Origin of the sequence: Phytobacter sp. V69, assembly GCF_965644215.1 — a bacterium.
Taxonomy (GTDB): Bacteria; Pseudomonadota; Gammaproteobacteria; order Enterobacterales; family Enterobacteriaceae; genus Phytobacter.
On sequence record NZ_CBFFRL010000105.1, the window covers coordinates 1 to 16,810 of the forward strand.

14 protein-coding genes and 1 pseudogene are annotated in these 16,810 nt (G+C 56.5%); 8 read left to right on the top strand and 7 right to left on the bottom strand.

Annotated features, from left to right (window positions below):
• Nucleotides 1-133: 133 nt before the first annotated feature.
• A complete protein-coding gene (locus ACSZPU_RS15260; protein ID WP_499000342.1) occupies nt 134-817 on the bottom strand; it encodes a helix-turn-helix transcriptional regulator in 684 nt (227 codons plus the stop codon).
• 290 nt (nt 818-1,107) lie between these two features.
• Nucleotides 1,108-1,932 carry a YggS family pyridoxal phosphate-dependent enzyme gene (locus ACSZPU_RS15265; protein ID WP_499000343.1) on the bottom strand — a complete coding sequence of 275 codons (825 nt, stop codon included), beginning with the start codon at nt 1,930-1,932 and terminating at the stop codon, nt 1,108-1,110.
• A gap of 69 nt (nt 1,933-2,001) precedes the next feature.
• Here ACSZPU_RS15265 and ptsJ point away from each other — a divergent pair, with 69 nt between their 5' ends.
• Together ptsJ and ACSZPU_RS15275 are read left to right on the top strand one after the other, a co-directional pair.
• Nucleotides 2,002-3,294 (top strand): MocR-like B6 salvage transcription factor PtsJ, encoded by a 1,293-nt coding sequence (ptsJ, locus tag ACSZPU_RS15270; RefSeq protein WP_499000345.1) that lies wholly within the window; start codon nt 2,002-2,004, stop codon nt 3,292-3,294.
• Nucleotides 3,295-3,351: 57 nt separating this feature from the next.
• Nucleotides 3,352-4,068, top strand: a pseudogene (locus ACSZPU_RS15275) (type 1 glutamine amidotransferase).
• Nucleotides 4,069-4,105: 37 nt separating this feature from the next.
• Here ACSZPU_RS15275 and ACSZPU_RS15280 read toward each other — a convergent pair.
• The gene (locus ACSZPU_RS15280) at nt 4,106-4,393 is read right to left on the bottom strand and encodes an Rdx family protein (RefSeq protein ID WP_499000347.1); all 288 of its coding nucleotides are present in this window, start codon (nt 4,391-4,393) and stop codon (nt 4,106-4,108) included.
• A gap of 223 nt (nt 4,394-4,616) precedes the next feature.
• Between ACSZPU_RS15280 and ACSZPU_RS15285 the strand changes: the two genes are divergently transcribed.
• From ACSZPU_RS15285 to ACSZPU_RS15305, 5 genes are all read left to right on the top strand, one after another.
• A complete protein-coding gene (locus tag ACSZPU_RS15285; RefSeq protein WP_499000350.1) occupies nt 4,617-6,989 on the top strand; it encodes a TonB-dependent receptor domain-containing protein in 2,373 nt (790 codons plus the stop codon).
• A 69-nt stretch (nt 6,990-7,058) separates the two neighbouring features.
• Nucleotides 7,059-8,111 carry a hemin-degrading factor gene (locus tag ACSZPU_RS15290; RefSeq protein WP_499000353.1) on the top strand — a complete coding sequence of 351 codons (1,053 nt, stop codon included), beginning with the start codon at nt 7,059-7,061 and terminating at the stop codon, nt 8,109-8,111.
• On the top strand, nt 8,108-8,926 hold the full coding sequence (locus tag ACSZPU_RS15295; protein ID WP_499000355.1) for a heme/hemin ABC transporter substrate-binding protein: 819 nt from the start codon (nt 8,108-8,110) through the stop codon (nt 8,924-8,926). The genes ACSZPU_RS15290 and ACSZPU_RS15295 overlap by 4 nt, the downstream gene beginning before the upstream one ends.
• On the top strand, nt 8,926-9,918 hold the full coding sequence (locus ACSZPU_RS15300) for a FecCD family ABC transporter permease (RefSeq protein WP_499000357.1): 993 nt from the start codon (nt 8,926-8,928) through the stop codon (nt 9,916-9,918). The genes ACSZPU_RS15295 and ACSZPU_RS15300 overlap by 1 nt, the downstream gene beginning before the upstream one ends.
• Nucleotides 9,911-10,690, top strand: a complete 780-nt coding sequence (locus tag ACSZPU_RS15305; RefSeq protein ID WP_499000359.1) for a heme ABC transporter ATP-binding protein — start codon at nt 9,911-9,913, stop codon at nt 10,688-10,690. The genes ACSZPU_RS15300 and ACSZPU_RS15305 overlap by 8 nt, the downstream gene beginning before the upstream one ends.
• 35 nt (nt 10,691-10,725) lie before the next feature.
• On the opposite strand, the gene katG is transcribed toward ACSZPU_RS15305, so the two are convergent.
• Nucleotides 10,726-12,921, bottom strand: a complete 2,196-nt coding sequence (gene katG / locus ACSZPU_RS15310) for a catalase/peroxidase HPI (RefSeq protein ID WP_499000361.1) — start codon at nt 12,919-12,921, stop codon at nt 10,726-10,728.
• 325 nt (nt 12,922-13,246) lie between these two features.
• On the opposite strand from katG, the gene ACSZPU_RS15315 reads away from it, so the two are divergent.
• Nucleotides 13,247-13,912 (top strand): HAD family hydrolase, encoded by a 666-nt coding sequence (locus ACSZPU_RS15315; RefSeq protein ID WP_499000363.1) that lies wholly within the window; start codon nt 13,247-13,249, stop codon nt 13,910-13,912.
• Nucleotides 13,913-13,916: 4 nt separating this feature from the next.
• Here ACSZPU_RS15315 and phnE (ACSZPU_RS15320) read toward each other — a convergent pair whose 3' ends face one another.
• The 3 genes from phnE (ACSZPU_RS15320) to phnD form a co-directional block, all read right to left on the bottom strand.
• Nucleotides 13,917-14,798, bottom strand: a complete 882-nt coding sequence (gene phnE, locus ACSZPU_RS15320) for a phosphonate ABC transporter, permease protein PhnE (protein ID WP_499000364.1) — start codon at nt 14,796-14,798, stop codon at nt 13,917-13,919.
• Nucleotides 14,795-15,667, bottom strand: coding sequence for a phosphonate ABC transporter, permease protein PhnE (phnE, locus tag ACSZPU_RS15325; protein ID WP_499000367.1), 873 nt, complete (start codon nt 15,665-15,667; stop codon nt 14,795-14,797). Before phnE (ACSZPU_RS15325) ends, phnE (ACSZPU_RS15320) begins: the two co-directional genes overlap by 4 nt.
• Before the next feature lie 90 nt (nt 15,668-15,757).
• On the bottom strand, nt 15,758-16,699 hold the full coding sequence (phnD, locus tag ACSZPU_RS15330) for a phosphonate ABC transporter substrate-binding protein (protein ID WP_499000368.1): 942 nt from the start codon (nt 16,697-16,699) through the stop codon (nt 15,758-15,760).
• Between the last annotated feature and the right edge of the window lie 111 nt (nt 16,700-16,810).

A 16,810-nucleotide genomic window follows, 5' to 3' on the forward strand; every position in this document is an offset into this window, starting at 1 on the left:
TGCTTCCATCGGGAATAAGGATCTGGCAGCCTGAGTTCCCAACTAAAATACTCTCCAGGAAAACCGGGGCGGTTCAGGGAGTGAAGGGAAAAGTGAAAAAGGGCGCAGCCGCGGTGACTGCGCAGAAAAGAGATCAGGCGGGGCGGGATTTGAGCTCGCGAAGGTATTTGTAGATGGCATAACGGGTGATGCCAAGACGGGCGGCGACGATCTTCACCGCGTCTTTTAATTCAAATATCCCGTTGCTGTACAGTTGGTTAACGGTTTCCTTGTTTTTGAATTTACTAGTGATCGTCACATCTTTCTGCACGCTGGCGATGGCTTTATCTGCCGCTTCCATCACCACTTCAGCGGGGCTGGATCCGAAGTGTTCGGTGAAGGGCGTGGGTTTTTCGCCATCCGGGAGCAGGGTTTCGAGCATCTGATTAAACGGGACCGAGAGATTGATATTGACGCAGAATAAGCCAATCGCTTTGCCTTCTTCGCCGAAAAGCACCGAGGTGGCCGATTTAAACAGTTCGCCTTTTTTATTTCGCGTGAAATAGCTCAGCGTATTATTGATCCCGGTTTTGTTGAACAATTGCAGCGTCTTAAGCCCCATATCGGTAATGGGGGAACCGACTGTTCTGCCGGTGTGGTGGCCATTAATAATTTTATTTACCGACACGTTATGATCTTCAAATGAATGCAGCACTACTTCACAGTGTGGGCCAATCAAACCAGCGATCATCTCGGCCAGCTGAGAAAAGGATTTCATGCATTCTTTGTCCGCATCGGTGAATAAGTCGATATTCTTAATTGATTCATTTTTATTCATAGCGATCTCCATTGTGAATATTTTTCGCATCATATCGGGCATCAGAAAATGCTGAATGGGGAAAAATAAACAATATGAGGCGGATCACTCAAACAGGGTTATATTTAAATTTATCAATAGGTTGGGTGAGAATTGGTAAATAAATATTTACTGCGTGCAGGATTATTTGCAGAAAAATGTTTTATGCAGAAAGTGGCTATTCAGGAGAGGAGATAATAAGACCACAGGCATGCAGATTATTATCCAGTAAATGAGCAGGAAAACGCGGCGTGTTTCCTGCCCGCTATCCGTTATTTTTTATCGCCGGTCGGCCAGTAATATTCGTCCGGTAACGTGCGGGCACCAAAAATGGCCTGTCCGACGCGCACGACGGTCGCTCCTTCTTCAATGGCGATTTCGAAATCACCGGACATGCCCATCGACAATTCCTGTGGCTGAATGCCCGCCGGTGCACGTTCACACAACTGGTCGCGCAGCGTACGCAGGCGGACAAAACAGGTCCGTACGCGCTCTGCGTCGCGGGTAAATTCCGCCAGCGTCATCAGGCCGCGAATACGCAGGGTATCGAACGTAGAAATCTGCTTAATAAAGTCTTCGACCTCCCCGGCCTCCAGCCCGTATTTGCTCGCTTCGCTGGAGGTGTTGACCTGGACAAACACATCGATAGCGCGCCCCTCGCTTTGCAGATAGCGATCCAACGCCTGTGCCAGCCGCAGGCTGTCCAGCGCCTGAAATTCACTGGCAAAACGAGCCACCAGCTTTGCTTTGTTGGTTTGCAGATGGCCGATAACCGACCATTTCAGCGCACTGAGATCGGCCATCGCCTGCGATTTACCCCACGCCTCCTGCACTTTGTTCTCGCCCAGCATCGTGCAGCCCGCCGCGTGCGCCAGGCGGATATGCGCCTCGTCCATGGTTTTGCTGACCGGCAGCAGTCGGACGTCGTGCGGATTGCGCCCGACCCGCTGGCAGGCGCTGGCGATACGCGTGTTCACCGCGGCCAGGTTATGGCGGAAATCGTCCAGGGTTTCAGCTTTCGGCCACAGGCCGTGCATTTCATGGCGCGGGGCCGTTTGCGGTGTATCGGGCAGGTCATTGTCGGGAATAATTTTCATGATGAATGGACACTCCAGAACAGGCGATTTAAGATTGTCACAGGATAATAACCACTTTGTCATAGATCAATGAACATTACCGGAAAAACAGCAGGCGAAATTTTCGATCGGATACGGGCGATGGTACAGACCGGTGAACTGACCGCCGGGACGGCATTGCCCCCGATGCGTGAGCTCGCCGAACAGCTAAATGTGAACCGCAATACGGTGGCTGCCGCCTACAAAAGGCTGGTGGATAGCGGGCTTGCGCTCAGCAAAGGGCGTAATGGCACGCTGATCCGCGACACGCTGGCCCCGGTAATCCAGGAGGGCGCAACGCCTGGGATCGCGCTCAGAGACCTGGCCGGAGGTAACCCGTCTCCTGCGTTACTGCCCGAACTGCGCTTGCCGGCATCAAGCAGCAGGCCGCCAAGGTTGTACGGTGAAGCGCTTATCAATAGCGAACTCGAGCAGATTGGTCGCCGCTGGATGGATGAAGATATTCACACCAGATATGAATTGAACCTGACCAGCGGGGCCGTGGACGCTATCGAGCGGCTGCTCACCAGCTACCTTATCGCCGGTGACCGGGTGGCAATGGAAGATCCCTGCTTCCTGAGCAGCATCAATACCCTGAAAAACCACCGGCTGGCACCGCTGGGCGTGGCCATGGACGAGCAGGGGATCCAGTGTGAAGCGCTAGAAGCCGCGCTGGCCTCTGGCGTGCAGGCGGTGGTGATCACACCGCGCGCGCATAATCCAACGGGATGGGGGCTTAGCGCCGAACGCGCCGCGAAAGTACGTGATGTACTGGAAAAATATCCGGAAGTGCTGGTGATTGTTGATGACCACTTCTCCCGGCTTTCAACCCACGATTATCACTCAGTGATCCCAGCCGGTACCCGGCACTGGGCGCTCATTCGCTCAACATCGAAATTCCTTGGCCCGGATTTGCGCCTGGCCTTTGTCGCCAGCGACCCGGAAACCTCTTTGCGCATACAGCAGCGGTTGAATGGCGGCACCAACTGGGTCAGCCATCTGATTCAGGACATCGCCACCGCCAGCCTTGCATCCCCCGAGCTTGCAGAAAACCTCGAAACGGTAAAACAGACCTACCGCGCACGCCGCGAGGGGCTTCTCCATGCGCTACAGCAGCGCGGCGTTGCGGTCTCACCAGTGCACGACGGGCTAAATATCTGGCTGCCGCTCACCACCGACAGTAGCGCGGCGGTGATGGCGCTGGCCCGTTACGGCTGGCTGGTGCGCGGTGGGGAAATCTTTGGCCTTGAACAGGCCTGTCACGGGCTGCGGATTACCGTCTCCGATCTGGATGACGCCGCCACCGGCGCGCTGGCAACCGCGCTGGTGGGCGTACTTCGTTAATCTATTGTTTTACCGACCTTTAACGGGTCGACTCTTACTGTTATGGAGTTATCATCGATGCGCGTACATTTTATCGTCCATGAAGATTTTGAAGCCCCTGGTGCCTATGAAACCTGGGCCAGAGGGCAGGGGCACGAGGTGATCTTTTCCCGGGGCTATGCCGGGGATGCGTTGCCGGAAAATGCCGATGGCCTCGATTTTCTGATTGTTATTGGTGGCCCGCAGGATCCGGCGACCACAAAAGCACAGTGTCCGCATTTTGATTCTTTGGGCGAACAGGCGTTGATTGCCGCGGCGGTGCATGCCGGGAAGGTAGTGCTGGGAATTTGCCTGGGGTCTCAGCTGATTGGCGAGGCGCTCGGCGCATCGTTTGCCCATAGCCCGGAAAAAGAGATTGGTAAGTTCCCCATCACCCTGACCGAAGCCGGACAGCGCCACCCGCTATTTGACCACTTTGGCCAGACGCTGGAGGTCGGACACTGGCATAACGATATGCCGGGACTGACCGCCGATGCGCAAATCATCGCTTTTAGCACAGGCTGCCCACGCCAGATTGTGGCCTAATCGGATCGCGTTTTCGGTTTCCAGTGCCATATGGAGCTGACGCGGGAAGTGGTGGAACTGCTGATTGCACACTCAGAAAAGGATTTAAGCCGCGCGGGGGAATTGCGCTTCGTTGATACGCCGGAACGTCTGCGTGCGCACGATTAGCGCCAGATAAATCAGGCGCTGTTTGTCTTCCTCGACAAACTGGCCGCGCACTACAACGCCTGATGGCAGGACAGAGGGCCGGATGCCCTCTGCCGTTCGCTCAGTCGCTTTTCTTTTCCACATGCCCGAGATCTTTTTCCGGGAAGCAGTAGTCCCGCACGCGGCGTTTCAGCTCAGCCGCATCCGGAAAACCGCCATCCAGTTTCCGATCCCAGATAACCTTTCCGTCGATTTCAATCACAAAAATACCGCCTGTTCCCGGCACCAGGGTGACGGAGCCTAAGTCGGCGCTAAAGCTGTGAAGGAGTTCCTGCGCCATCCAACTGGCGCGAAGCATCCAGTTGCACTGGGAACAGTACTGCAAGGTGATAGCGGGTTTGGTCTGCATGATTGTGTTAACCGTGAAATGTAAACATTGCCCCATTGTAGACAAAAGAATGCAAAAAAAGTGAAGTCATTGTGAAGTTGTTGCAAGTGATAATTGTTATCATTACTATTCAGTCCTAAGAAAAGAGTGACACAACGTGTCGCGTGTTGGCACCGCCACTCAATAAAAAAACTGGAAGCAAGGGTGAGCCGATACTAATAAATTCTAAGGCTTGCAAAAAATTATGGGTATATCGCAACTTTCCCGGGCACCGTTTCGCAAGAGCCTCCTGGTGACTTCACTGCTCGCAGCACTGTATCAGACCACGGCTATGGCGGCTGATACCAATGTAAAACAGACCACGTCGACCGATACCCGGCAGGACAATGCCGATGAGATGGTTGTTACCGCGCCGGCTCCTGTACTGAAAGCGGGCAGCAATCATACGGTGAGCGCGGAGGATCTGCAAAACAAAGGGGCCAACGATTTTGGCTCGATCATGCGCTATGAGCCGCTTATCAGCGCGACGGGGGCCAGCGGTGGTTCCGGCAACGGCAAAAGCGGCTTTGACCGTGGCGGCTATACCGGATACAACATCCGTGGGATGGAAAGTAACCGTGTCGGTATCGACGTTGACGGCATTCCGCAACCCGACGCTACCGGGCGTAGCTATGTCAGCCGTGCAGGCCTGAACACCTTTGGTATTGGTCGCGACTATATCGACCCGTATATGTACGGTGGGATTGATATCCAGTCTGGTGCGAGCTCAACCGAAACCGCCAACACCTCTATCGGTGGTAACGTCTCGTTCCAGCCGAAGTCGGCAGACACTTACCTGCACCCGGGTAAGCAGACCTGGTTTGGTTATCAGTCGGATTATGATTCTGCGGATCGCAGCTGGCACAACGGCCTGACTGCGGCGGGCGGCGATGAAACCCTGCGCGGCATCTTTGTCTACAGCCGTCGCGATGGTCAGCAGACCCGCAATAACAGCGGTACGATTGACGCGTACCCGGCCAACTGGCACTCCGATGCGATGCTGGCCTCCGGTATCTGGCAGCCGAATGACGTGCACAAATTTACCGGTACCTTCGATTACTACCACAAAACCAACCACACCCATTACGATGCGTGGAACAGCGCGGGCAGTTCAATCATCGGTACGGCGAATCAAACCAGCCAGTCACGTCGCTGGGGTCTTAGCCTGAAAGATGACTGGACGCCGATGAATGCGTGGCTGGACAGCATGTCCACCAAGGTTTACTACCAGCATACGGAAGCTCACGACTGGACCTACATGCCGGACAGCACCACGCTGTCAATGGAGACGGTGAATTCAAACTATGACACCGACACCTGGGGCATCCAGAACGCGCTGGCGAAAACCATTGGTCGCCACGATCTGAGCGCCGGCTTCAACGCCAGCACCACCAAGACCAAGCGTCCGTTCAGCCAGTCGCCGGTACCGAGCATCTACAGCGAAATCATGCAGCCGGAAGCGGACAGCAGCGGCTACACGCTGGGTGCGTTCGTTCAGGATCAGATTAACTTCGACCTTGCCGACCATAATTTCGCGATTATCCCAGGCGTGCGCGTTGTGCATCAGTCGATGAAACCGGACAACCTCGCCAGCCTGACCACCAACAGTTCGGTGCTGGATGAATCCGATGTTTCCACGCTGTATGGTAAAAACTCAGACACCCAATGGCTGCCGTCGCTGACCTTCCAGTACGATCTGACGCCGCGCCTGATGACCTACCTGCAATACAAACGCGGGGCGGAATTCCCGAACGCCAGCCAGCTGTACGGCTCATGGAACCTGGGCTCAAGCTACGCAGGTCGTGGCCAGTATGCGCTGATCGGCAATACCGATCTTAAAACTGAAACCAGCGACAACCTCGAGTGGGGGATGAAAGGCGAGGTGACGGAAGGTATTACCATGCGCACCGCGCTGTTCTACAACAGCTATAAGAACTTTATCGCCTATACGCGTTACACCCGTAGTGGCAACCCGGACAAGTTCACCCGCGTACCGTCTAACATTTACACTATTTATCAGGCAGAAAACCGCGATAAAGCCTATATCTATGGCGGTGAAATCAGCACCAAATTTAACTTCGGCACCTGGTTTGAAGAGGTCAATGGCCTGAGCGCGACCCTGGCGTACGGCTACACGCAAGGCCAGTCGAAATCGAGCTATATGGGCGACAAATACATCGACCTGGATAGCGTAGCACCAATGAAAGCCATCGTGGGCGTGGCCTGGGATGACCCGGCGAAACGTTACGGTACTGCGCTGACCGCCACCTTCGTGAAAGGCAAACAGGCCACGGCGACCACCCGCGAATCCTACACCAACACCGGCTCGTCCCTTGGCGAATCCAGCACCGAATACATGCTTGTGCCGGGCTACGGTATGCTGGACTGGACCGCGTACTGGCAGGTGGCGAAGAACGTCAAACTGCACGGCGGCGTTTACAACATTACCGATCGCAAATACTGGGATTACCTGAACAGCCGTACCCAGGAAGAGACCACCAACCAGGATGCCTACGACAAAGCGCTGGCGGTGATGCCTGGTCGTACATGGCAACTGGGCGTGAACGTCGATTTCTAATTTTTGTTCCACTTAACCTGCCCTCCGGCCTGCATGCCGGAGGTTTCTCATAATAAAGGAAGCACATCCATGACCCATTCATCGCAAGATTACGCCGCACTCTGGCAGCAGTATCAGGACATCAAAACCGCGACGCCGGGCAAATACGCACGCGACATCGCCACTGAGATGGGCATAAGTGAAGCGGAACTGACGCTCGCCCGCACGGGGCATGACGCCACCGCGCTGACGAATAACGCCCGCGAGATCCTGAGTGCGCTGGAGCTGGTGGGTGAAACCAAGTGCATCTGTCGCAATGAGTATGCGGTTCACGAACATCTGGGCAGCTTTACCAATCTGCATATCAGTGAACGTGCAGGTTTAGTACTGAACCCACGTGCGCTGGATCTGCGTCTGTTTGTCAGCCAGTGGGCCAGCGCCTTTTTTGTGCGTGAAGCCAGTGCCCGTGGTGAACGTCAGAGCATTCAATTCTTTGACCATCAGGGCGATGCGGTGCTGAAAGTGTACGCCACAGAGCAGACCGATCGCGCCGCGTGGGATGAGGTGCTCGCTCGTTTTAGCGCCCCGCAAGCACAGCCGTTAACGTTGCAACCGGCCGATGCGCCGGGCTACGCGCAGGACGCCAACGGCTCGGCGCTGGACAAAGCCTGGCGCGCAATGACCGATGTGCACCAGTTCTTTGGTCTGCTGAAACAACACAATATTTCTCGTCAGCAGGCCTTCCGTCTGGTGGGGGACGATCTCGCCCTGCAGGTGGCGAACGAAGCGCTACCGCAACTGCTCGATACCGTGCTGCAGGATGGCAACGAAATTATGATCTTCGTTGGCAACCGTGGCTGCGTGCAGATCTTTACCGGTGCGCTGGAAAAAGTGACGCCGATGAAAGGCTGGATCAACATTTTCAACCCGGCTTTCACCCTGCACCTGCGTGAAGAGACCATCGCGGAAAGCTGGATAACCCGCAAGCCGACCGCCGACGGGCATGTCACCAGCCTCGAGCTGTTTGCCGCCGATGGCACGCAAATCGCCCAGCTGTACGGTCAACGCAGCGAAGGCCAGCCGGAACAAAACCAGTGGCGCTCACAGGTGGATGCGCTGGTAGAGAAAGGAAAAGCCGCATGAAAAAACTCGTCCTGCTGCTGGCGGCGCTGCCGCTGATGGCCAGCGCCGCCGCTGAGCGGATTGTCACGCTCGGTGGTGATGTCACCGAAATTGCCTGGGCACTGGGGGCGGGGCCGCAGATGGTCGCGCGTGACAGCACCAGCACCTGGCCTGCCGAGGTGCAAAAACTGCCCGATGTGGGCTATGTACGCCAGTTGAATGCCGAAGGGATCCTCTCGCTGCGCCCGACTCTCGTGCTGGCCAGCGATCAGGCGCAGCCCTCGCTGGTGCTGAAAAAAGTGGAAGAGAACAACGTCAAGCTGGTGAACGTGCCCGGCGGTTACGATGTGGCGGCTATCGATAAAAAAGTGGACGTTGTAGCGGCGGCCATCGGCAAAGCGGATGAGGGCGCAGTCCTGCGTAAAAAGCTGGATGCCGAGATTGCCGCGTTACCGAAGCAGCCGCTTAACAAGCGCGTGCTGTTTATCCTCAGCCACGGCGGGATGGGGTCAATGGTTGCAGGCCAGGAGACGGCCGCCGATGGCGCTATCCGTGCCGCGGGCTTAACCAACGCCATGCAGGGCTTTAGCCACTATCGCAACCTCTCACAAGAGGGCGTGATCGCCAGCAAGCCAGACCTGGTGGTGATTTCCGCCGATGGTGTGAAAAGCATGGGTGGGGAAGAGAACCTGTGGAAACTCCCGGGTCTTGCACAAACGCCCGCCGGGCGCAGTAAGCAACTGCTGATCGTTGACGATATTGCGCTGCTCGGTTTTGGCGTTCGTACCCCGCAGGCGCTGAAAGCACTACGTGAGAAAGCGGAGCAACTGCCTTAATGCGCCATGTGACCCGCTATCTATGGGGGCTGACGGTGCTGCTGGCAGGGGTAACGCTGATGGCCAGTACGGTAGGAGCGATGCAGCTTCCGCTCGCCAGCCTCTGGCACAGCGGTGACGAAGCGCTGCGCCAGATTTGGCTGACGATTCGCCTTCCGCGCGTGTTGCTGGCGCTGGTGGTGGGGGCGTCGCTGGCGCTTTCCGGCTGTGTGATGCAGGGGTTGTTTCGTAATCCGCTGGCGGACCCAAGTCTGCTCGGTGTCAGCAGCGGCGCGGCACTGGCGGTGGCCTGCTGGCTGGTGCTGCCGTTTACGGTTCCCGCTCTGGTGGCCCTCTATGCCCCAATGCTGGCGGCTTTTCTTGGCAGCTTCGGGGTGATGGTGGTTATCTTCATCCTCAGCAAAACCCGCGACACTTCACTCTCGAAATTGCTGTTGGTCGGCATCGCCATCAACGCCCTGTGCGTGGCGCTGGTGGGGATGCTGTCGTGGATCAGTAACGATGCCCAGCTGCGCCAGCTCTCCCTCTGGGGAATGGGCGGGCTTGGGCAGGCACAATGGTCAACGCTTGGCGTGGCCGCCACGCTGATGGTGCCGTCTGCCGTGGTGGTCTGGCGCGTGGCCGGGCAGCTCAATCTGCTGCAACTGGGCGATGAAGAGGCCCACTACCTTGGCGTGAACGTACCCATGTTGCAGCGTTTGCTGCTGCTGTGCAGCGCGCTGCTGGTCGCTGCCAGCGTCGCCATCAGCGGCATTATCAGCTTTATTGGCCTGGTGGTGCCGCACTTGATGCGTCTGTGGCTGGGGGCTGACCATCGGGCGCTGGTGCCCGGTTCGGTGCTGGCCGGGGCCATGCTGCTGCTGATTGCCGATACCATTGCCCGCACGGTGGTAGCCCCCGCTGAAATGCCGGTAGGGCTGCTCACCAGCGTGCTGGGTGCGCCGTGGTTCTTGTGGCTTATTTTCCGTCAGGGGAGGGAAACCCATGGTTAAGTGTCTATCGGCAGAGCACCTCAATCTGAGGATAGGGTCGCGTCAGCTGATCAACGATGTCTCCGTCACCCTTGAAGCGGGAGAACTGGTGGCGCTGATTGGCCCCAACGGTGCGGGAAAATCGACATTGCTGCGCCTGCTCACCGGGTTTTTAGCTGCCAAAGAGGGTCAGTGCCGTCTGGATGGTCGCCCGTTGCACGACTGGCCGCCCGAGGCGCTGTCCCGCCACCGGGCGGTGATGCTGCAACAAACTCAGATGCAGTTTGACTGGCCGGTCGAAGGGATTATCGCCATGGGGCGTGCTCCCTGGGGGCCGCGCAATGAAGGTGAGATTGTGCGCAGCGTGATGGCGCTGACCCGCTGTAGCGAACTGGCGGGCCGCCGCTATACCACGCTGTCCGGCGGGGAGCAGCAGCGCGTTCAGCTGGCGCGCAGTCTGGCGCAGCTCTGGCAGGATGATGGCCCGCAGGGGTGGCTGTTTCTTGATGAACCGACCTCCGCGCTGGATCTTTACCATCAGCAGCAGCTGTTGCGTCTAATGAAGAGCCTGACCCGCAGCGGAAAACTGCACATCTGCGCGGTACTCCACGATCTGAATCTGGCGGCGCTGTGGGCGGATCGGATCTTACTGCTGCATCAGGGAAAACTGGTGGCGCAGGGCACGCCGCAGTCGGTTATTCAGACGTCGATCATCGAAAAATGGTATCAGGCCGATGTGCGGGTGGAAAATCACCCGCAAAGTGAAAAACCGCATGTGTTTTTAGCGGAATAAAAAAACCCGGCGAGTCAGCCTCGCCGGGTTGTCGATTACTGCAGATCGAAACGGTCGAGGTTCATCACTTTCGTCCATGCGGCAACGAAATCGGTGACAAATTTCTCTTTGGCATCGTCACTGGCGTACACCTCAGCAAGAGCACGCAGAATCGAGTTAGAACCAAACACCAGGTCGGCGCGGGTAGCGGTATAGTTCACTTCACCGCTCGCACGGTCACGGCCTTCAAACAGCTCCGCTTTTGCATCAACCGGTTTCCACACGGTGCGCATATCTAGCAGATTCACGAAGAAATCGGTGCTGAGCACACCTGGACGATCGGTAAAGACACCGTGCTGGCTGCCGTCATAGTTGGCGCCGAGGGCGCGCAGGCCACCGACCAGAACGGTCATCTCCGGCGCGGTCAGCGTTAGCTGCTGCGCTTTATCCACCAGCAGCGTTTCGGTTGAGACTTCATCCGCGACGCGGCGATAGTTACGGAAGCCATCGGCCAGCGGCTCAATCCATTTGAACGACTCAACGTCGGTCTGATCCTGGCGGGCATCAACGCGGCCCGGGGTGAACGGTACGCTGATTTTTACGCCAGCATCGGCTGCGGCGAGCTCAATACCCACGCCGCCTGCCAGCACAATGATATCCGCCAGCGAGGGTTTACCCGACGCCTGCTGAATGCCCTGTAAGACCAGCAGTGCTTTGACCGCGATGGCGTTCACTTCCCAGTCTTTCTGCGGGGCTAAGGCCAGACGTGCGCCGTTGGCGCCGCCGCGTTTGTCGCCGCCACGGAAGGTGGACGCGGACGCCCAGGCCACAGACACCAGCTCGCTGACTGACAGACCCGATTCGGCAATCGCCGTTTTCAGGCTGGCAATGTCCAGATCGCTCGGTTTGTGGGTCGCTTGCGGCAGCGGATCCTGCCAAATCAGATCTTCGTTCGGCACTTCCGGGCCAATGTAGCGAGATTTCGGCCCCATATCGCGGTGGGTCAGTTTGTACCAGGCGCGGGCGAAGGCTTCATTAAAGGCCTGCGGATCGTTGAGGAAGCGACGGGAAATTTTCTCGAAGTCCGGGTCGAAACGCAGCGTCAGGTCTGTTACCAGCATGGTCGGTTTGCGTTTTTTCTCCGGATGGAACGGGTCAGGAATAACGTCCGGCGCGTCTTTTGCTTCAAACTGGATGGCCCCGGCCGGGCTGCGGGTCTGGACCCATTCGTATTTGAACAGGTTCTCGAAGAAGTAGTTGCTCCACTGGGTCGGGGTTTGTGTCCAGACCACTTCGAGGCCCGAGGTGATGGCATCTGCGCCTGCACCGCTGGCGTAGCTGCTGTGCCAGCCCAGGCCCTGAGATTCAATGGCTGCGGCTTCCGGCTCAGCGCCCACATGGTCGGCAGAGGCTGCACCGTGGGTTTTACCCAGCGTATGGCCACCGGCAATCAGGGCGACAATTTCTTCATCGTCCATGCCCATGTTGCCAAAGGTGGCGCGAATGGCGGCCCCGGCGGAGGTTGGCTCCCCGCTGGCGTTCGGACCTTCCGGGTTCACGTAAATCAGCCCCATTTCGGTGGCGCCAATGGCATGCTGGGCAAGGCTTTCTGGATGACGGTGCTCAAGCCAGGTTTTTTCGTTACCCCAGTTCACGTCGAGGTCCGGTTCCCAGACATCTTCACGCCCGGCACCGAAACCGAAGGTGCGGAAACCGGAATTTTCCAGCGCCACGTTACCGGCCAGAATAATCAGGTCGCCCCAGGAAATTTTCTGCCCGTATTTCTGTTTCACCGGCCACAGCAGGCGGCGTGCTTTGTCCAGGCTGACGTTATCCGGCCAGGAGTTGAGCGGGGCGAAACGCTGCTGGCCGCGTCCTGAACCACCGCGCCCGTCGATGGTGCGATAGGTCCCGGCGCTGTGCCACGCCATGCGAATAAACAGCCCGATATAGCTACCCCAGTCAGCAGGCCACCAGTCCTGTGAGTCGGTCAGCACTTTTCTGATGTCGGCTTTCAGCGCGGAATAGTCAATTTTCTTGAACTCTTCGCGATAGTTGAAGGTGCTGCCTAAGGGGTTGGAACGGTTGGAATGTTGGTTTAGCAGGTCCACGCGCAATTGCTCAGGCCACCAGTCACGGTTAGTGGTGACGCTGCTTTTTTTCGCGGATTTTTCACCGCCTTCATGAAAAGGACATTTGCCTGCGGAGGATTCTGGGGATTTATCTTCTGACATGCTCCTATCTGGCTCCATTTGCTTTTGTGAATCTCGTTTGTGATTCTCGCTACGATATACACTGCTTCCAATTAAAGGTACTTGAATGAATCTACAGATTTGATAGCTAATTCCTTTCTTATAATCAACAGCAAATGTAGGGAATTAGAGTAAAAACCGAGCGTTAATAACACATCATTGATCAATACCAGTACAAATCAGTAATGCACCGATCACAAGCCTGTGCATAATTTCGTAAATCCGGCACTTTCACGTGGATAAAAAGTGCGCAGTGAAACATCGGGATGTCATATTTTGTCGTCAGTCTGTTGAGTCCAAAACGGACAAAAAGGAAGTCAACACGATGTCGCAACCGCTTTACGTCTTCGATCTGGATAACACGCTGATAAAAGGCGACAGCAGCACGCTGTGGAGTCGTTTTCTGGTGCGCGAAGGGTATGTCAGCGATCCGGAATATTTGCTGCATGAAGAACACCTGATGCTCGATTACGCCCGTGGCAATATGGACCTGCACGATTATGTTGCGCTGACGATGTCACCGGTTATTGGGCTGAGCCGCGATAAGGTCGACCAGATGGTGGCGCGCTGTGTGCAAACGGATATTCGTCCGCGGATTTACCCGCAGGCGCTTGAACTGATTCAGACGCTACAGGCGCAAAATACGTCGATGCTGATTATCTCGGCCTCCGTCAGCCTACTGGTGAAGGCGATTGCCCCGGCGCTGGGTATTCAGCATGCGATTGGCGTCGAGGTCAAAATGGACAATGACCGCTACACCGGCATTATCGACGGCACGCCAAGCTATCAGCAGGGCAAAATTACCTGCCTGAACGCCTGGCTGGAGGCGAACCCGGCGTGCAATGGTCCGTTGACGTTTTACACCGATTCCATCAACGACCTGCCGCTGTGCCAGCGTGCCGACGAGGTTTATCTGGTTAACCCCTGCCCACAGCTGGCAGAGCAGGGGGAACAGCACCGTTGGCCGGTGCTGAACTGGCGTCTGGACTGATCCGTTACGGCGCTTTATAGGGCGGAACCGGCGTGCCGGTAATATAGCGGCGTCGCAGCCAGGCGGACGCCGCATCCATTGCCATCACGACTGCCACCAGAATCAGGGTGATAAACATCACCACATCCCAGTTCCACAGACGCATGTTTTCCGCATAAATCAGGCCGATCCCCCCCGCGCCGACAACCCCCAACACCGCCGCCGAACGGGTGTTAGATTCAATCTGGTACAGGCTGAGCGCCAGGAAAGTCGGGAATGACTGGGTAAAGGTGCTAAAACGGTGTTTTTGCAAACCGTTAGCCCCGACTGCTGTCATCCCGCGACCCGGCGAACGGTCCACCGCTTCGTGACTTTCCGCATACAGACGCCCCAACAGCCCGGTATCCTGCATGATGATTGCCAGCACCCCGGCGAGCGGTCCAAGGCCCACGGCACGCACAAAGATAAGCCCCCAGATTGCCATATCGATACCGCGCAGCAGGTCGAACAGACGACGCATCAGGAAAGCCACCACCCCGGCGACGCCACCTTTCATGATATTGCGCGCGGCAAAGAAGGAGAGCAGCAGCGCGATAAAGGTTGCGGTCAGGGTCCCGGCAAACACGATGGCGAGGGTGATAGCAATCTGCGAGAAGTAGTAGCGAAACGGCCAGTTCATAAAGTCCTGCCAGACAAACATGCGCAGGATATAACGGCCGATTTGCGTCATGCCGTTGAGCGCCTGGTCAACGGGGATACCGAACTGGGTAAAAAACCAGATGTAATAGAGCAACCCTGCCAGCGCAATCAGGCCAAGACGACGCAGATAGCGCCCCTGGGCCTGAAACAGTTTCTTATGCTGCTGACGACTTAATGCCACATCCGGTGCGGCCTGCCAGTGACTCATTTTCCACCCTCCAGCACCCACTGGCGCAGACGGCCAGACAGGGTATCCAGCGCTGACACCACGATGATGATCAGCAGCAGCGTGATGCTGACCTGATCGTAACGATCGAGCTTAATATTGGTCATCAGCTCCTGGCCGATGCCCCCCGCGCCTACCAGACCCAGAATGGTGGAGGAGCGGAAGTTAATCTCAAGGCGCATAAACCCATAGGAGAGAAAAATGGGTTTCACCTGCGGCCACAGCGCAAAGCGTACGCGCTGCAAATGGCTTGCGCCGCAGGCGGCCAGCCCGCGCACCGGGCGATCATTGGCGCTTTCGACCGCTTCGTAGAACAGCTTGGTCAGGCTGCCGACAGTGTGCAGCATCAGCGCCAGAAAACCGGGGATCGCGCCGATACCAAAGGCCATTACAAAGATAACCGCCCATGCCAGCTCCGGCATGGTGCGCAAAAACGCCACCAGCGCGCGTACGCCAAAGCGAACCAACGGCGGTGACCAGGTGTTACTCGCCGCCAGAAACGCCAGCGCGGCTGCCACGACAAACGACACCAGCGTCGCCGCCAGCGCAAGTTGCAGGGTTTCCCAGATAAGCGGGAGCTGAATCGGCAGGCGATAGCCCCAGTAAGCCAGCGAGCCTTTGGTGTGGCTGTCGGCAAACAGCTGCGAGGCGTGCAGTGTCGGCACAGTCTCCAGCATGTAATCCATGAAATTTGGCAGCGATTGCCAGATGGTGTTCAGGTTAAATTCCGCGGCGCTGCCGGCGGCAAAATAGAGCGCGAGTAATATCAGCGACCAGGCGACCGTGTCGCGTTTCTGGCGCATTCTGATGTTCAGGTAGTACTGCTCAAACGACGTATTCGATGTGTTCATGCGTTAACCGGTAATGTGCGGATATGACAATCGAACAAAAGCCCCTGGTGTTTAGCCAGGGGCTATTTTTGCAACGCGTGGTGGCACGAATTAACGTGCGGTCACCAGTTCACGTTTCATATCGATAATCTGTTTGAAATCTTCCACGCTGCCTGGGCCAATGTGCTGGGTGCCGCCCATCGCCTTCACGAAACAGGCGTGGTTGTCGGTATCCAGTTTTTTGATGGCGGTAATGACTTTGGCTTTGAAATCAGCCGGCAGGCTGTTGCTGACTAGGATCGGGCCGTTCGGGATCAGCGGTGATTTCCAGATAATGCGGATTTGCTTCATCAGGTCCGGATGATCCATACGGATCAGACGGTTGAATGCGCCTACGCTGTAGCCAGAGTTATAGTCGCCCACCATGGATGTCCAGGTCACTGCGCCTGCGAACTGGTTGTTCAGCACGCCGAGGATGTCCTGCTCGTGGCCACCGGAGAAGGTGACGCTGGAGAAGAAGTTGTTGTATTTGTTGTCTGACGTGCCGCCGAACTGCTGTTTAAACGTCTGGTTCGGGATCAGGAAGCCAGAGGTGGAATCCGGATCGGCGAAGCCAAACGGTTTACCTTTCAGGTCTTCCAGCTTCTGATACGGGCTGTCTGCTTTGACGATAACCACAGAGTAGTAACCGAGAGACTGATCTTTATCGTCCACGGCGATACCGACAACATCCACCGCTTTTGGGTTGTTGATGTAGACCGACGCATAAGAAGACGGCGACATGCTCAGTACCACGTCAACTTTCCCGCCCAGCAGACCCTGGATAACGCCAGAGTAGTCAGAAGAGTTTCGCAATTTGGTGTCGACACTCAGTTCCTTATCCAGGAACTCTTTAACGCACTGGTTATCGCCAATTTGCTGCGTGGCATTCTGCCCGCCGAGGATGCCCAGATTTAATTCCTTCGGTTGTTCTGCCGCATTTACCTGCCACGCCAGCAGAAGACCTGTCATCAATGCCGATAAACGTAATGCGCCTGAAATATGCTTTTTCATTGTCATTGCCTGTGTCGTCTCAATTGAAGGAAGAATTAGATAGTGTCGTCACAAGATTTTAGCCCAGAGAGCGATGCATCTGATCTGGACGGCAGCGAGAAATGAGGCCGT

Excerpts from the sequence above, each read along its gene's own strand:
- ACSZPU_RS15305 (WP_499000359.1), top strand. The coding sequence starts at position 9,911 with ATGGTTAAGTGTCTATCGGCAGAGCACCTCAATCTGAGGATAGGGTCG.
- ACSZPU_RS15285 (WP_499000350.1), top strand. The coding sequence starts at position 4,617 with ATGGGTATATCGCAACTTTCCCGGGCACCGTTTCGCAAGAGCCTCCTG.
- ptsJ (WP_499000345.1), top strand. The coding sequence starts at position 2,002 with ATGAACATTACCGGAAAAACAGCAGGCGAAATTTTCGATCGGATACGG.
- ACSZPU_RS15260 (WP_499000342.1), bottom strand. The coding sequence starts at position 817 with ATGAATAAAAATGAATCAATTAAGAATATCGACTTATTCACCGATGCG.
- ACSZPU_RS15295 (WP_499000355.1), top strand. The coding sequence starts at position 8,108 with ATGAAAAAACTCGTCCTGCTGCTGGCGGCGCTGCCGCTGATGGCCAGC.
- ACSZPU_RS15280 (WP_499000347.1), bottom strand. The coding sequence starts at position 4,393 with ATGCAGACCAAACCCGCTATCACCTTGCAGTACTGTTCCCAGTGCAAC.
- ACSZPU_RS15290 (WP_499000353.1), top strand. The coding sequence starts at position 7,059 with ATGACCCATTCATCGCAAGATTACGCCGCACTCTGGCAGCAGTATCAG.
- phnE (WP_499000367.1), bottom strand. The coding sequence starts at position 15,667 with ATGAACACATCGAATACGTCGTTTGAGCAGTACTACCTGAACATCAGA.
- phnD (WP_499000368.1), bottom strand. The coding sequence starts at position 16,699 with ATGAAAAAGCATATTTCAGGCGCATTACGTTTATCGGCATTGATGACA.
- phnE (WP_499000364.1), bottom strand. The coding sequence starts at position 14,798 with ATGAGTCACTGGCAGGCCGCACCGGATGTGGCATTAAGTCGTCAGCAG.
- ACSZPU_RS15300 (WP_499000357.1), top strand. The coding sequence starts at position 8,926 with ATGCGCCATGTGACCCGCTATCTATGGGGGCTGACGGTGCTGCTGGCA.
- ACSZPU_RS15265 (WP_499000343.1), bottom strand. The coding sequence starts at position 1,932 with ATGAAAATTATTCCCGACAATGACCTGCCCGATACACCGCAAACGGCC.
- katG (WP_499000361.1), bottom strand. The coding sequence starts at position 12,921 with ATGGAGCCAGATAGGAGCATGTCAGAAGATAAATCCCCAGAATCCTCC.
- ACSZPU_RS15315 (WP_499000363.1), top strand. The coding sequence starts at position 13,247 with ATGTCGCAACCGCTTTACGTCTTCGATCTGGATAACACGCTGATAAAA.